The following is a 14,170-nucleotide window of genomic DNA, read 5'->3' on the forward strand; positions in this document are numbered from 1 at the left end:
CGCAAGAAAAAGCCATAGCTAAAATGTGGATATGCGCTAGCCGCTATCCCGCCAGCAATTGCGCCCGGTTGCGGAAGAAGGAGCAGGCGAGGCAGGGATCATCGCTGCGTAGCTTTTCCGAATGATCGATCCGCACCACCCAACAACCATCGTGGTCGGAGCGCATGAGGTCATTGCCGCGCCCAATGCGGCTGACCGATGCCACCGCCTCTGGGCAGCCGGCACATGGCAGAGCGTGGCCGTTATGCGGACAAGCCGTTGCCGGGTCGCGGCTTTCGCACAGGGCTTCTTCCGACATGCAGGCCTCCGGGGGGTGCAATGAAAACCTTGGGGAAAACCGTCGCTAGCGGAAGGCCGTAACCGGTGACAACAGATGGCGCAATCGGTCCACGAGGCGTGAGCGGACAGGCGCCCCGTCGTGCAGATCACCGGCGCAACGGGCAATCTCGCGGGCACAGGCATCGTGATGGATACAGGTTGAATCCTCGGGACAGTGAGCGATATCGCCGAGGATGACCAGCGCGTCCACCCAGACGCCGCAAGCGATACAATTGGTCGTCGCCGCGAACTTGCTTTGACAGGCCGTGGGCAGGTCATAATTCGTCATGGGGCGATGATAGGTGTGGCGAGAGCGATTCTCAACCACATCTTCCATGCGGGATTCACGGGGCGATCATGCGGAGGCCCGTATCAGGCCGTCAGCGCCAGAACCCGATCATGCTCGGCGGCGGCGATGGCGGCTGCGGATCGCCGCGACGCCACGATCATGGCCATCCACGAGCAGCCCAGCCGGTTGGGGCACGACACCAGCGCATTGCAGGCCCCGGCGTTGCGCAGCACGGACAGAGCCTCATCGGATGACAGAGCGTCGTCCGCCAGTCCGATCAACCTGTCAAAGGCACAATGCCCGCTGTCACGCCGCCCCATGGCCGCAAACCCCTGTTCAATATCGAGGAGATATTTAACTGGAATCACGAAAATGACAATCGGGCGGAAGCCCCATTCATCAAACGATAATGTTGACGAAAGTTGATGTTAACCAATCGCTCGTGACGACTTCATTCCCACTCAATAATTTTTTCTCTGCATCATATTGATTTACAATGCATTTTCAAAACTTTGTTAGTTTTTCACATGCAATAAACCAACAATACTAAGTATTGTATCACAATTCTGCGGAAAAATCAAGATTTAGATGTCAAAAGTGAATTGAAGTGTGGTTATTGATGAAAAATATAGCAAATAACCATGCCCTGGGAGTGCCATGTTCAAAGCATTCTTTTATTCAGAAAGAAACCGCAATCATCTATATGTATTAATATACTTTATTCTTGGCCGAGGGGCATACTGTTGTATTGTTTATAAATATACGCCTCGACAGCGTTTCGTATAATCTCGCTTTCGGATAGGCCCGTATAATCGGAAATTGCCCGCAAATCTGCCCGAAGATTCTCTGAAATTCGAAATGATTTAGGAATGGTTGATCTGCCACAAAGCCCGCCTCCCATAAAGTGTCTTGCCTCATGCCATCCGCTTGATGCCGACTTTATGTCATAAATCTGATCCAAGAATCCCTTAATATCTCTCATGCAGTACTATCCTTTGATTGCCACCATAGATCACAACAGGCTTCGCCTGTTGTCAGCGAAGCTGAACTACCTATTTCTTCGTTGCAGTAATGCTTTTGAACGCACTTACTCACGGTGAATGACTGTCGAGATGCGCTGAACGATGTGGATTGTATTGTTCTACGTGTTTCGCTGGCAGAAACCCATTCCCAGAGGATTGAAAGCTTGAAGGCCGCCGTGATGGCATTATCGCCGCCAGCCAAGCGCCCCGCTAATCAGGCCCAGTTCAATTTGACGGCCAATCGCAGCATGAGCTTGACCAATTTGAGGGTTATGCTGCGGCTTTACGGGTATTGGCTAGAATCTGATGGCGATCTGGAGCTGACTTGCCGTCGATACCACGAATGGGCAACCGCCTGGAACAAGCAGGTGGAAGACAAAGGCTGGAAGCGCTCCAAGGCCGCTGTCCCTCCCAACCTTACGCAGTATATGGAGTGCCTTAATTCCATTACGGCCTCTGGTGGGAAGGGCAAGACAAAGAGCGGCGGGGGCAAGGCAGGCTATGATGCACTGCGGGCTGATATGCGCCGTTACATCCGGCGGGCACAGAAGATCGCCCAGAATGTAGGAAAAGGTGTCTTCCCTGGAACCTATTGATCGGGAATCTGGATCACATGAGCGATTCATCGACAGCCGTCATAAGCATCCTGAAGCTCAGCCCAATCAATGGTTCCGGTGATATGCTGGGCTTGGCCGATGTGGAAATGATTCTTGATGGCGTTGCCATTATCCTCCACGGCGTTCAACTCCGGGCCAACGGCAAGAGGACAGAGGTACGGCTGCCTCGTTACCGAGCACCGGATGGTAACTGGGTAGCTGCAATCAGCCTCCCAGATGAGGTAAAGGGGCCAATGGGCGATGTGGTCATTGCCGCAGGGTTAGAGGCAGGTCTCTTGCGGGAAACTTCTGCCGACATTATGGCGGATCCACGGACCGCATGCGAGTTCAGATAGTGTTCGATGAGGCCTGCGATACTCCAAAACGATGCCGATCATGCGGCGGAAAGCAAATGGCGTGTGTTTTAGTTTTTATCAGAAATCAATGGTATTAGCGGCTGATACATCTCTGGAGAAACGATAGGCGCATTGATTATCGCCGTACTTTCTTGCCCCTGATGAAAATATTCACGCTCCTTAAATCCTGTGATCATGGCTAAGTACTTCCACGGCATCTTTCGAATTTCCGCATTAAACCGTGAAGCAGATTCGTTGTACATAACCCTATTGTTGGCGATCCTCTCCTCCATTTCAATCAGTGACGCCATCATAAACTTATACGATTTTACAGATTTAATGTCTGGATACCGCTCAGAATAAGCAATTACCTTTCCGAGGGCAGCGCCAAATCCATCCTGAACAAAAGTCTTTTCAATTTTGAGCGCATCGTCTTTTTTAGTTGCAACATTGACGCCTTCCGCTCTCTTATCAGAGCTATTATTGAACACAGAACTTTCTAGCGATGAATGATTAACTGTTAGGTTAATCAGGTTGCCGAACAGATTATTCCGCCTTTGTATCTCCACCTCAAAATTTGATCTCTTCGACTGAGCATCCTCCCGCATTGCCAGAAATTCATTGTAACGCAACAGCCCAGACGCAAACACTACGAGGACTGTGATTGCGGAAATTGCCCGAAAAACATATTTGAATTGAAGGTTCATGCAGCCCCTCTGGTTATGGCATATATTACCCCCCAGCAGCTGCCCTTGAACAGGGGTGAGGCGGGTCAAGAAACTGATGGGGCGATGGGTTCAAACAAGATCGGATGGAAGCGGTTGAGTCGGAATATAAAAGTCTCGATCTCCCAGCACGGTGATGGCGACGATGCGAAATTCACTTTGCTGGAAAAAGCTATGAAGCCGAGCATGCAGAATGCCGTCCACCGTTGACCATACCCTGGTGATTTTCCAAACCTTGCTGGGTGGATCGCCAACCTTCACGTAAAGATCGCCTGGCTGGATCACTGGATTCTTGCGTCCAAAAAAAACATGCCCGGTCAATTCCAATCTGCCAAATCCTGCTAATGCCAATCATGGCACTTCAATCTATCAGACGATAGAAACGACAGAGTGTGATTTTCCATTTGAGAATTCGTTAGCCGATCACCGAGAATAGGTCATCTTTGGTGGCTATATTCCAAGCTTGGTCGTTCGAAGATCCAAGCCATTGGATGAAAAATTTATAGGGTTTTCAATGCGTTTCTATTCCAACTTGTCGATGCGGGACCGAAGTCGCCGGAATGCCCGCCAAATTGATCCCGATGCCCCGAAGCTGAAATTCCGAGCTCAGGGATTCATCGGCGGTCGGTGGACGATCAAGGTATTCTGGGCAAGAGCCGCCGAAGCGTCCGGCATTGCTCGCCGGATGTTCGATGCCAGCAGCGAGATCGAACTGATCCCAGCCACCTGAACGACAAAAGTTGAGATTCCCAACTTTCCAGCATTCAGGTCAGTCCCGGAAATCCCTACCGAAATTTCTATCCCGAGGAGTTTCGGTAGGGATTTCGATCATCAAAATATAAATGTATCGACTGTCAGATTAATTGCGCCGATAGAAAAATATAAATTATTTTTTCACATCTGTGAGGCGGCGTAATATCTTCTGTATTTTTTTAAGAAAGCATTCGTAAGCTAACAAATATCAGAACTACACATATGACGCCAAATGATATCAATGATAACTTACTGGCCATCCTTTTTAGCAAAGCGCCTAGGAAAATCATGCAGAGAGCAGTAATTAGTATGGTTCCGCCAATTAACAAATAAAATCCAGAGTATAAAGCAATTGACTTATCCGCTTCAGTCTTAATGTATCCAGGAACAAAAAACATCAGCATAAAAATTATAGCACCGAGTCCCAAGACTTGCAAAAGCTTGCCTGCAGCCAATTGAGTGTTATCGCCTCGGTCAATCCAGCGCCCAGCTTGTACTATGGAAAGGCCAAAAAATATCCAAGGCGTTGATTTTAGAGCTATAGTTGATAATATATAATCAAAACGCAAGACATCGAGGTATATATAGCTAAAATATGTCGGCTCTATAATTTTAGCCGCTACAATTAGCCAGCCTACATAGCGGGCAATACGAGCGGATAGCGCACTTTTATCAGACTTATCTGGCGCAATAGCTGATGTATTGTTATCGGTATCCATTCCGCCTCCAATTAGAGATCAACAAACTAAAATCTTGTACGGCAGATATCAGATGAAGGCTGGTCTGCTCGATCCAGGAACGAGGGTCGATGCTCTGAACCTCAATGAGAGCACAAATATTAGCTGGAGGATATCTGGGCACCAACCCCGGCTCGAAGCGTGAAGAAGAACGTCGCTCCTTGTCCCGGTTCAGACTCCACCCAAATGCTCCCTCCAAAACGGTGAACGATCCGGCGACACAAGGCTAAGCCGATACCAGTTCCTGCTCTCTCCGATGCCGGGCTGAGCCGCTGGAAAATTTCGAAAATTTTGTCGTGGTACTCATCTTCGATCCCAATGCCATTATCGGTGACAGCGAAGCGCCACCAGCCTTGCTTGACTCGCTCAGCCTTCACCGAAAGTGACGGGCTACGTTCTGTAGAACGGTATTTGATGCCATTTCCCAAAAGGTTCTGAAACAGGCTGGTGAGACGGGTCTGCTCAGCCATCACCATTGGAAGATCACCAACTGTGATTTGGACGCAACCCTCTTCGATGTCTACCTTCAGATTTTCCAGTGCCTGGGCAACTGCCTCGCTTGCCGAGGTAGGCTGCAATAACAGCGATTGACTTGTTGTCCGTGAATATTCCAGCAGATCACTGATCAAGCTGCTCATCTGTTTCGAGTTTTTTACGATAAAATCGATGAAATCATCGGCGTCGGCGTCCAACTTTCCTTTGTAGCGGCGCTCGAGAAGCTGGGTGTAGCTGATAATGTTACGCAACGGCGTTTGGAGATCATGCGATGACACGTAGGCAAATTGTTCAAGATCAAGGTTTGACTGCAAGAGCTGCTCGTTGTTTTTAATTATTTCGTTCTGAGCAACTACACGATCAGTGATGTTGTCGAAAATGACGGCGAAATACCCTTTTTGCGTGCTAAATACTGAGATGACAAACCACAAATTAAGCGACAAAACATGCCTTTCGACTCGCTCGGGCTGCCCCGTATCAGCGACACGAAAATAAATGTCAAAAAGCTCTGAATCTTTCTCCTTCAGATCTGGGATAACTTCACTAACCCTTTTCCCAACAACATCACAGAGGCCTGTCAATAATGTAAAATTTTTGTTTACTGCTAAATATGTGAAATCAACAGGAGCTCCATCAATATACTCAACTTTATGATAGGCAAACCCGCTCAGCATTCCGTCAAATAATGACCTATATTGCTTTTCGCTTTCTGCAATTCTGTCTTCCAGCGACTTTCTTTCCGTTATATCTCTGGCAACGCCAAACAAGCCAAGCAATTGATGGCCTTCTCCATAAAATGGCCCCTTATTACTCAGAAAGGTACATATCCCATTTGGGGTGGTCATCACCTCCTCGACGGTGCTAACAACTCCTCCCTCCATGATCTGGCGGTCAACCTCCATCAGTGCCTCGGCTTCTCCTGGCAGGAAGATGGAACGGTCATCATGTCCGATTACTTCGCTACTTTCCTTGCCAACAAATCGACCGGCTTGACGATTGAACAGTTGATAACGTCCCGAGGTATCCTTGATATATATGGCATCCGTCGATTTATCGGCGATAACCTCTAGTAGGCTCAACGCCTCAAGTTTTGCTGCTTGCTCCCGCTCTACCGCTGCATGCAAATCGGTCAGCTTGATGACCATGCGCATCATAAGCCTGTAGAGAATGAAGGTGGTCAGGGCGACGAAAGCCAAGCCTTTGTAAACGCTAATGTCGGCAGCCTGCCTAGCGTTGCCTACGAAATACGCAAGGGAATTGTCAGATACGATTATCCATGTTGCAGCTATAGCCGCATAAATGAGGGCAATCTTGGCTGGGCCGGATGACTTAGAGGGGCTCAGCTGCCGTGCGCTGCCTGTAGGGCTTTGGGACATGGCCAATCCTTGCGCTTTGCGCCCAATGGACCACCCTAATTTAATCTTTAGTATGGCGTTTGTATAGCCGCCGTTAACGGCGAAGGGTCGCTTAGCGGCGTACTGACGCTATCGACGCCAATGTAACTTGAAATCGCCCTTGCCATCCGCTATTCACCTCCGCCAAGGGTGGGGGGATAACGAAATGACCTGGAAAACAGGCTTCGTGACGCAGGTAGAGATCAAGCGGCTGGCAGCTCAGGTGGTTGCCAACCTCAATGCCACAGCTTCGACGGATGATATCTTGCGCCTTTGCATCGGCATGGCGTTGGCCAAAGACCTCGTGGACAATGACCTCGTGAGCCTTTTGGCGGAGGTCGGCACTCGCCTCGGTCTTTCGCTGGTGGCTTAGAGCTTCAAGGCTACCACAAGGTATTTTCCTGATGATGCCTGGGCAAGTTGACGCTTGAACAGGTCTATTCGCTGGCCAATTTCTCCCGAGCTTGAAACTTCAGCTACGGCAGCAATTGTGGATGATCTCAGAAATGGCTCAAGGGCAGATTTTGCAGGCTTGGAGACAAGAAGGGTTTGAAGTGGGGTTGACGCATTCATAATTTCTCTCGGAATAAGTTCTGGTCAGAATTATTTATTCCTAATTTTCCTTCCTAAAGATCCACCATGTCGAACCCCTCCTTGCTCCTGTCTAGGGTGCGAGTGAGCTCAGCTATCATTTCTGCGGTACGCACATGTGCATAATGGGTTTCGAGGTAGCTGACTGAACAGCCCATGTTCTGGGCCAGCAGCAGCGGATTGGTATCACCGTTCATGATGCGAAACGTGGCATAGGTATGGCGCAGGGAGTAGTAGGTCAGCTTGGCGGCTTCCATGCCTGCCGCTGCCATCAGGCTCTTCCATTGCCTGTAGTACTCGGCCTTAGCGAGAGGCTCTCCCGTTTTCTGATCGGCGAACAGGTAATCTTTTTTGTCGGTGAACCGAGAGGTTTCCTTTAGCCGCCTGAAATAGCTTCCTCCCCGGCCAATGACTTCCCTGCTCTTCCCGGTCTTGGTGATGTCTGCGCTGAGAATCAGCCGAACAGTAAGATTGGCGTCCTTGGCGTCAGGGCTTTTGCCCCTTTCGGCCATGATGCTGGCAACATTAAACCATCTGAGCCGCCTCAATTCGCCGAACCGAATGCCCGTATTGACGGAAATCAGTATGAAATCTCGGATGATCTGGCGGACCAGCTTCTCGTCGTCATCCTTTGAGGAATTGATCCACCCTCTGAACGAACGATAGAACTGCTGATATTCCTGCGGCAGAAACGCTTCCCGCCTTGGAACCTCCTTGATCTTCAGTTTTTCCCATAACGGAAGCTGATGGTGGGTCGCTCGTCTGGCCTCGATGGCTTCCTTGAACAGATGCCCAATCGTCGATCGCTCGTTTTTGATTGTGATGAGGGAGGCGTCACCAAGGCGGAATGTCGTGTACTTCCTGAACGCTTCCCCCTGAATCTTGTTAATCCGGGTCGTTGAGCCGAGGAAGCGTTCAAGGGCACGAAGCTGACTGCGGACGGTCACCAATCTGCCAGCTGTTATAAGCCCCTTTGTAACCTCGATCTGCCGCTTATCCATGTACCACTCGACCAATTCGCCAAGGGTGCATGAAAATATTCGCTCGCCATTTCTGGCTGCCACCCTCAGATCAAGAACAATGTCATCGGCCATCTTGAAGGCTTTATCACGGTCCTTGGTCTTCAGTGATTTTGTGAGGTACTTCCCCTCATCTGCAATCCAGCACGAAAAGTAGTAATTTCCGCCAGATTTCTTTGTTTTGTATATTTTAGCCGAGCTATTTGGGATTTTCTCGACGTCATAGGTCCATTTGTCGTGATCATCAGTTGAATTATGCATTTTCAATGACCCACGCTGTTTGCAACTCGTTGGAGTTTGGCCTGCGCTAATCCATTGAAAAACAACAACACTAGAATCGCAACATCAAAGTTACTAAGTCATTTAGTAACTTCTAACGCATTGATATTAAACAATTCTAGAGCTTCAACTTATTCCCACTCGATGGTGCCCGGCGGCTTCGAGGTGATGTCGTAGGTCACCCGGTTGATGCCCTTGACCTCGTTGATGATACGGTTCGCCACCCTTCCGATGAAGGCCATGTCGAAGGGGTAGAAATCGGCGGTCATGCCGTCGGTGCTGGTGACGGCGCGCAGAGCGCAGGCATAGTCGTAGGAGCGCGAATCGCCCATCACGCCCACGGTACGCACGGGAAGCAGCACGGCGAAGGCCTGCCAGATCTCGTCATAAAGGCCAGCCTTGCGGATTTCATCGAGATAGATGGAATCGGCCTTGCGCAGGATATCCAGATTCTCGCGCGTCAGCGGCTGGCCGGGAATGCGGATGGCGAGACCCGGGCCGGGGAAGGGGTGGCGGCCGACCATATCGGCGGGCAGGCCCAGTTCGCGGCCCAGGGCGCGGACCTCGTCCTTGAACAATTCGCGCAAGGGCTCCACCAGCTTCATGTTCATGCGCTCGGGCAGGCCGCCCACATTATGGTGGCTCTTGATGGTGACGCTGGGCCCGCCAGTGAAGCTGACGCTTTCGATCACGTCGGGGTACAGCGTGCCCTGGGCCAGGAAGTCGGCGCCGCCCACGGCGCGGGCCTCTTCCTCGAAGACGTCGATGAAGGTGGCGCCGATGATCTTGCGCTTCTTCTCCGGGTCGGTGAGCCCCGCCAGCTTGTCCAGGAACAGGCCGGATGCGTCCTTGTGCACCAGCTTGATGTTGAAGCGGTCGCGGAAGACGCTGACCACCTGCTCGGACTCGCCCGCACGCATGAAGCCGGTATCGACGAAGACGCAGGTGAGCTGGTCGCCGATGGCCTCGTGCAGCAGGGCCGCCACAACGGAGGAATCCACGCCGCCCGACAGGCCGCAGATCACCCGGCCCGATCCCACCTGGGCGCGCACCTTGGCTATTTCCTGGGCGCGGAAGGCCTTCATGGTCCAGTCGCCAGCACAGCCGACGATCTTGTGGACGAAGTTGGACAGCAATTGCTTGCCGATGGGGGTGTGCACCACTTCGGGGTGGAACTGCACGCCGTAGAAACGCTTGTCCGCATTGGCGATGGCGGCAAAAGGCGCGCCCTCCGAGGTGGCCACCACCTTGAAGCCCGGCGGAATGGCGGTGACGCGGTCGCCGTGGCTCATCCAGACCTGGACTTCGTCGCCCTTGGCGGCGATGCCGTCGAACAGGGCGCAGGGCTCGCCCGACACGCTCAGCATGGCGCGGCCGAATTCGCGATGGTCGCCGGGCGAGACCTTGCCGCCCAACTGCTCGCACATGGTCTGCTGGCCGTAGCAGATGCCGAGGATGGGCAGGCCCATGTCGAACAGGCCCTGGGGCGCGCGGGGGCTGCCCGCCTCGGGCACCGAGGCCGGGCCGCCCGACAGGATCACGCCCTTGGGTCCGAACTCGCGGATGCTGTCGACGCTCACCCGGTTGAAGGGGTGGATTTCGCAGTAGACGCCCGCCTCGCGCACGCGGCGCGCGATCAGCTGGGTCACCTGCGAGCCGAAATCGACGATCAGGATGCGCTCGGACATGACTTCCTCCGGGGAATTCGAGGCCGGGACTTTAGCGATTCACCAAGCCTGGAACAAGCACTTGGCCGAGGTCAATTTCACATTGCCCCATTGGTGCTAGGGTCCGGGCCAATTCAGCCGGAAGGAACCGCCATGCGCCGCCTCGTCGCCCTGATATTCGTGCTGTTGGCTTCCGCCTGCTATCAGGTCGACGGCGAGACCGTTGCCGCCTCGGCATCCATTCGGGTCGATGGCGTCAAGGACGGTCGCTATCGCCGCCCTGACGGGGTCGAGGTGCGGGTGCGCTGGAACGAGGGCGAGAAGCAGTATGACGTCGCCTCGCCCGATGGTCCCACCGGCAAGGCCCGCGCCGCCCGTCTGGCGCCCGGCCTGTTCCTGGTGCAATACCTGGACGCGGCGCGCCTGACCCTGATGGCGGCGCCCAAGGGCGACGATGTGGTGCTGTTCTTCGCGGACAAGGTGGCCGAGCCCCGGTTGCTCAAGGCCCACGGCTTGGGATTGAAGCCCGGCCCCATCAACGCGCTCACCGGCCCGGCCCGCGCGGTGGCCGACTTCTACAAGGATCTGGCCGTGTCGGGCGAGTTCCGGGAAGGCGAAAGGCTGATCTATCTGGGCGGCTAGATGACCGGAAGAAACGTCACCCGTGCAGGGTGGCGTTTTCCTTTTCATTGGACTCGATCTTGCGCTTGAGCGCGTCCATCAGGGGCTCGATCTTGCCGCCCGAGCCGCGCAGCACCGAGGCGAAGTCGTCCTTCATGGCGCGGATCAGGCTGACGCCTTGGGCGGACAGATCCATGATCACCGGCTTGCCCTCGGCGGTGGTCGCCACAATCCATTCCACCGGGATGGGGTCGCCCGGCTGGGACGGCAGCAGGGCCGAGGACTGCACCTTGACCGTGCTTCCCTGATCGACGCCGCCGGTCACCTTGACCAGGGTGCCGGGTTCGGCGCGGCCGAGGATGCCCACATAGGAGGTCACCAGATAGTGCACGAAGAGCTGGGAAAAGGCCTTCTGCTCGCTCTCGCTGATCTTGCCCCAATAGCGCCCGAGTATGCTGGCCGACAGCATGGACGGGTCCACATAGCGGCGAAGGAGATCGTCCAGCAGCCGGGTTCTCTCGGGCAGGGGATGAGTCTTGCCCACAAAGGTGGAAATACCCTCGTTCACAGCGCTTTGAACGGTCTTGCGGCCCTGTTCCACATCGGCCGCCCCGGCTGTGCCGGGCGTCAGGAACACGCCTAGGATCAGCACCACAGCCAGTGCCGAACGCCGCAAGAGGGTCATCGCCATTTTAGGACAGGTCCTGTCGAAAGCTCGAATCACGCGTAGGGAATAGCGCAATTGGGGGGGGCGGGGCAATACCCTCGGTCATAGCGCGACGGTCAGGTGGGCGTGGCCGGTATGTTCGAGAAAGCGGACCAGTTCCGCAGGTGTCAGGGTGGTGGTCATGGTATTGCGCAAGGGGTGATAGTTGATCAGCTCCTGGGCCATCATCTCGGCGTCCAGAACCACGCTGACCCGGTATTCGCGGTCGTTGACGAGGGCGAAGGGCGTCACCGATCCCGGTTCGATCCCCAAAACCTCGGTCAGCAGCGCGGCGGAACCGAAGGACAACCGGGCGGAACCGATCTTTTCCGGCAGGGATTTCAGGTCGATGCGCCGTTCGGCGGGCGCCACCACCAGCCAGAGCCTTCCCTTGCCATCCTTGAGGAATAGGTTCTTGCAATGCGTGCCGGGGATGGAGCCCCAGACCCGGTGCCCCTCTTCCACGGTAAAGGCCGCGTCGTGATGGTGGGTGACCGCCCGGATATCCAGCCGGTCGAACAGCGCGAACAGGTCGTCTGGCGTGGCGGGCGGCATCACAGCCTGTGAATGGGCTTGGGCATGGCGATGTGGAAGCCCTGGCACAGATTGATCCCCATCTTGCGTAACAGCACCATGGTGTTTTCGTCCTCGACGAATTCGGCGATGGTGATCATGCCGAAGCGCCGGGCCATGGAGTGGATGTGCTCGACCATGATGCGGTCGCGCTCGTCGGTGACCACATGGCGGATGAAGCTGCCTTCGATCTTCACATAATCGACAGTGATGTATTTGAGATAGAGGAAGGACGAGAAGCCCGAGCCGAAATCGTCGAGCGCGAAACCCAGCCCCGAGCTGCGCAACTCGTTGATCATGGTGACGATGTCGCCGAAATGGGGCAGGGCTTCCCGCTCGGTGATTTCCAGCACCACCCGCGACGGCGAGACTCCGGCGGCCCGCAGCCGGTCGGGAATGGACATCATGCGCTCGCGGTCGGTCAGGCTCTTGGCCGACAGATTGACGAAGATCTTGGCATTGCCCAGCTTGCCCGCCGCCATGGCCTCCAGGGCGCCGTCGAACACGGCGGCGTCGATCTCTCCGGCCAGTCCCAGTTCCTCTGCCGATTCGATGAAGTCTCCGGCACAGACCGCCTGATCGCCATCCACCACGCGGGCCAGCACCTCATAGGCGGCGATGGAGCCGTCCTCGGCGGCGACGATGGGCTGGTAGTAAGGCACCAGCCGTCCCTCGGCCAGGGCGCTGCGCACCATCTCGCCCTGGCTGAAGATGGCCACGGTGGCGTCCTCGCCCTCGCCGATAACCGCCACCTGATTCTTGCCCGACCGCTTGGCCTTGTAGATGGCCACGTCGGCGGCGATGGCCAGCTTCTGGGCGTCGTCGGCATTCTCGGGATAGCCCACCAGACCGACCGAGGCGGTGATGCGCACGCCGCCCACCGGCAGCCCCAATTGGCAATCGGCGATGGCCTGGCGCATCTTCTCGGCCGCCGCGATGCCTTCTTCCATGGTGGTCTCGGGCAGCAGGACCGAGAATTCATCGGCTCCCACCCGGGCCAGCATGTCGGTGCGCCGCACTTCGCGGTTCAGCACGCTGGCCAGTTCCTTCAGCACCAGATCGCCGATGGGATGGCCAAAGGTGTCGTTGATGTTCTTGAAGTCGTCCAGATCGATCTGGGCGACGCAGAAGGGATGGCCGTGCCGCTGGGACCGGTCGATCTCGTGGTCGAGGAACTCGTCGAATTTGCGCCGGTTGTAAAGCCGGGTCAGCGGATCGCGGATGGACAGGTCCTCCAGCCGGTGCTGGTAGTCCTCCACAGTGCGCAGCAGCTTGTTGAAGTAGTCGGACAGGTCGGCCACTTCGGCGATGATGCCCTTGCTCTCGACCCGGCGCGACAGGTCGGTGTGCAAGATGATCTCCTGCATCAGCGTCACCATGTTGGTGATGGGACGCGCCACGAAGATCTTGAGCTTGAAATACAAAGCCACCGACAACAGCATCAGGATGGCGAAGAAATAGGCCAGGACCGTGTTCAGCACGTAGTCCAACGAAACCTTCAGCGCGTGCACAGGATAGACGATGTCGATGACGCCGTTGATGTCGCCCACCTTGGCCGCCGTATGGCAAACCAGGCATTCCTGCTTGACGATCAGGGGATACAGGTAGCGGATGCCCGTGGGGCTGGGATGCAGCGTCTCCTTGCCGCTGGCCAGGACTTCTTGCAGCAGCGGGTCGTGCCGGACGATGGCGACGTCGTTGGCGATCTCGCCGAACTGCTCGATGACCGGACGTCCGCGGACCACATGGATGGACAGGTCGGGTAGGGCGGCTTGCAGCCGGGTGATCACCTCGCCGATCTCGGCCTTGCTCCAGCCCTTGCGCATGGCGGCGTAAAGGGTCTCGAACACCAGGGTCGAGGTCTGGCGCGCCTCGTCGCGGGCAAGGTCCTGCACCGACTTCTCGCGTACGTGACCGGAGATGAGGACGACTACACCCAGCGCCAAAATGGTGGCGGTCAGGGACAGCAGAAACACCACGCGGGTGATGCTGATCCTGGCTTTGAATTTGAACTCGTCCATTTACCCCC

The 14,170-nt window shown here is 55.0% G+C and carries 17 protein-coding genes; 5 read left to right on the forward strand and 12 right to left on the reverse strand.

Annotated elements, in window-relative coordinates; translation table 11 throughout:
- Window positions 1-43: 43 nt before the first annotated feature.
- The 3 genes from CCC_RS07390 to CCC_RS07400 all read right to left on the reverse strand — a co-directional run bounded on the left by CCC_RS07390 (window position 44) and on the right by CCC_RS07400 (window position 927).
- Window positions 44-298: a hypothetical protein gene (locus CCC_RS07390; protein WP_041040615.1), complete on the reverse strand. Its 255-nt coding sequence runs from the start codon at window positions 296-298 to the stop codon at window positions 44-46.
- Window positions 299-343: 45 nt separating this feature from the next.
- Window positions 344-607 carry a hypothetical protein gene (locus CCC_RS07395; RefSeq protein ID WP_041040747.1) on the reverse strand — a complete coding sequence of 88 codons (264 nt, stop codon included), beginning with the start codon at window positions 605-607 and terminating at the stop codon, window positions 344-346.
- A gap of 83 nt (window positions 608-690) precedes the next feature.
- Window positions 691-927: a hypothetical protein gene (locus CCC_RS07400; protein WP_041040617.1), complete on the reverse strand. Its 237-nt coding sequence runs from the start codon at window positions 925-927 to the stop codon at window positions 691-693.
- A gap of 866 nt (window positions 928-1,793) precedes the next feature.
- Between CCC_RS07400 and CCC_RS07405 the strand changes: the two genes are divergently transcribed.
- Together CCC_RS07405 and CCC_RS07410 are read left to right on the forward strand one after the other, a co-directional pair.
- Window positions 1,794-2,225, forward strand: a complete 432-nt coding sequence (locus CCC_RS07405; RefSeq protein ID WP_041040620.1) for a hypothetical protein — start codon at window positions 1,794-1,796, stop codon at window positions 2,223-2,225.
- 17 nt (window positions 2,226-2,242) lie between these two features.
- Entirely contained in the window at window positions 2,243-2,581 is a 339-nt protein-coding gene (locus CCC_RS07410; protein ID WP_052472999.1) for a hypothetical protein, read from the forward strand.
- 68 nt (window positions 2,582-2,649) lie between these two features.
- On the opposite strand, the gene mamQ is transcribed toward CCC_RS07410, so the two are convergent.
- Both mamQ and CCC_RS21685 read right to left on the reverse strand, forming a co-directional pair.
- The gene (mamQ, locus tag CCC_RS07415; protein WP_041040622.1) at window positions 2,650-3,288 is read right to left on the reverse strand and encodes a magnetosome protein MamQ; all 639 of its coding nucleotides are present in this window, start codon (window positions 3,286-3,288) and stop codon (window positions 2,650-2,652) included.
- A 90-nt stretch (window positions 3,289-3,378) separates the two neighbouring features.
- The gene (locus CCC_RS21685) at window positions 3,379-3,633 is read right to left on the reverse strand and encodes a hypothetical protein (RefSeq protein WP_236686332.1); all 255 of its coding nucleotides are present in this window, start codon (window positions 3,631-3,633) and stop codon (window positions 3,379-3,381) included.
- 187 nt (window positions 3,634-3,820) lie between these two features.
- On the opposite strand from CCC_RS21685, the gene CCC_RS07425 reads away from it, so the two are divergent.
- A complete protein-coding gene (locus tag CCC_RS07425; protein WP_041040626.1) occupies window positions 3,821-4,036 on the forward strand; it encodes a hypothetical protein in 216 nt (71 codons plus the stop codon).
- A gap of 202 nt (window positions 4,037-4,238) precedes the next feature.
- On the opposite strand, the gene CCC_RS22120 is transcribed toward CCC_RS07425, so the two are convergent.
- Both CCC_RS22120 and CCC_RS21125 read right to left on the reverse strand, forming a co-directional pair.
- On the reverse strand, window positions 4,239-4,778 hold the full coding sequence (locus CCC_RS22120) for a hypothetical protein (RefSeq protein ID WP_152619733.1): 540 nt from the start codon (window positions 4,776-4,778) through the stop codon (window positions 4,239-4,241).
- 119 nt (window positions 4,779-4,897) lie between these two features.
- On the reverse strand, window positions 4,898-6,667 hold the full coding sequence (locus tag CCC_RS21125) for a sensor histidine kinase (RefSeq protein ID WP_052473002.1): 1,770 nt from the start codon (window positions 6,665-6,667) through the stop codon (window positions 4,898-4,900).
- A gap of 184 nt (window positions 6,668-6,851) precedes the next feature.
- On the opposite strand from CCC_RS21125, the gene CCC_RS07435 reads away from it, so the two are divergent.
- A complete protein-coding gene (locus tag CCC_RS07435) occupies window positions 6,852-7,058 on the forward strand; it encodes a hypothetical protein (protein WP_009867146.1) in 207 nt (68 codons plus the stop codon).
- A gap of 253 nt (window positions 7,059-7,311) precedes the next feature.
- Here CCC_RS07435 and CCC_RS07440 read toward each other — a convergent pair whose 3' ends face one another.
- The gene (locus CCC_RS07440; RefSeq protein WP_041040629.1) at window positions 7,312-8,556 is read right to left on the reverse strand and encodes a tyrosine-type recombinase/integrase; all 1,245 of its coding nucleotides are present in this window, start codon (window positions 8,554-8,556) and stop codon (window positions 7,312-7,314) included.
- A 149-nt stretch (window positions 8,557-8,705) separates the two neighbouring features.
- Window positions 8,706-10,262, reverse strand: coding sequence for a glutamine-hydrolyzing GMP synthase (gene guaA, locus CCC_RS07445; RefSeq protein WP_041040631.1), 1,557 nt, complete (start codon window positions 10,260-10,262; stop codon window positions 8,706-8,708).
- Window positions 10,263-10,394: 132 nt separating this feature from the next.
- Between guaA and CCC_RS07450 the strand changes: the two genes are divergently transcribed.
- Window positions 10,395-10,883 carry a hypothetical protein gene (locus CCC_RS07450; RefSeq protein ID WP_009868596.1) on the forward strand — a complete coding sequence of 163 codons (489 nt, stop codon included), beginning with the start codon at window positions 10,395-10,397 and terminating at the stop codon, window positions 10,881-10,883.
- Window positions 10,884-10,899: 16 nt separating this feature from the next.
- Here the strand turns inward: CCC_RS07450 and CCC_RS07455 are convergent, their stop codons facing one another.
- The 3 genes from CCC_RS07455 to CCC_RS07465 form a co-directional block, all read right to left on the reverse strand.
- Entirely contained in the window at window positions 10,900-11,553 is a 654-nt protein-coding gene (locus CCC_RS07455; protein WP_009868597.1) for an MlaC/ttg2D family ABC transporter substrate-binding protein, read from the reverse strand.
- Between the two features lie 78 nt (window positions 11,554-11,631).
- On the reverse strand, window positions 11,632-12,123 hold the full coding sequence (locus tag CCC_RS07460) for a prolyl-tRNA synthetase associated domain-containing protein (RefSeq protein WP_009868598.1): 492 nt from the start codon (window positions 12,121-12,123) through the stop codon (window positions 11,632-11,634).
- Window positions 12,123-14,162, reverse strand: a complete 2,040-nt coding sequence (locus CCC_RS07465) for an EAL domain-containing protein (protein WP_009868599.1) — start codon at window positions 14,160-14,162, stop codon at window positions 12,123-12,125. Before CCC_RS07465 ends, CCC_RS07460 begins: the two co-directional genes overlap by 1 nt.
- Between the last annotated feature and the right edge of the window lie 8 nt (window positions 14,163-14,170).

It is taken from the genome of Paramagnetospirillum magnetotacticum MS-1, assembly GCF_000829825.1.
In the GTDB taxonomy this organism is placed as follows: Bacteria; Pseudomonadota; Alphaproteobacteria; order Rhodospirillales; family Magnetospirillaceae; genus Phaeospirillum; species Phaeospirillum magnetotacticum.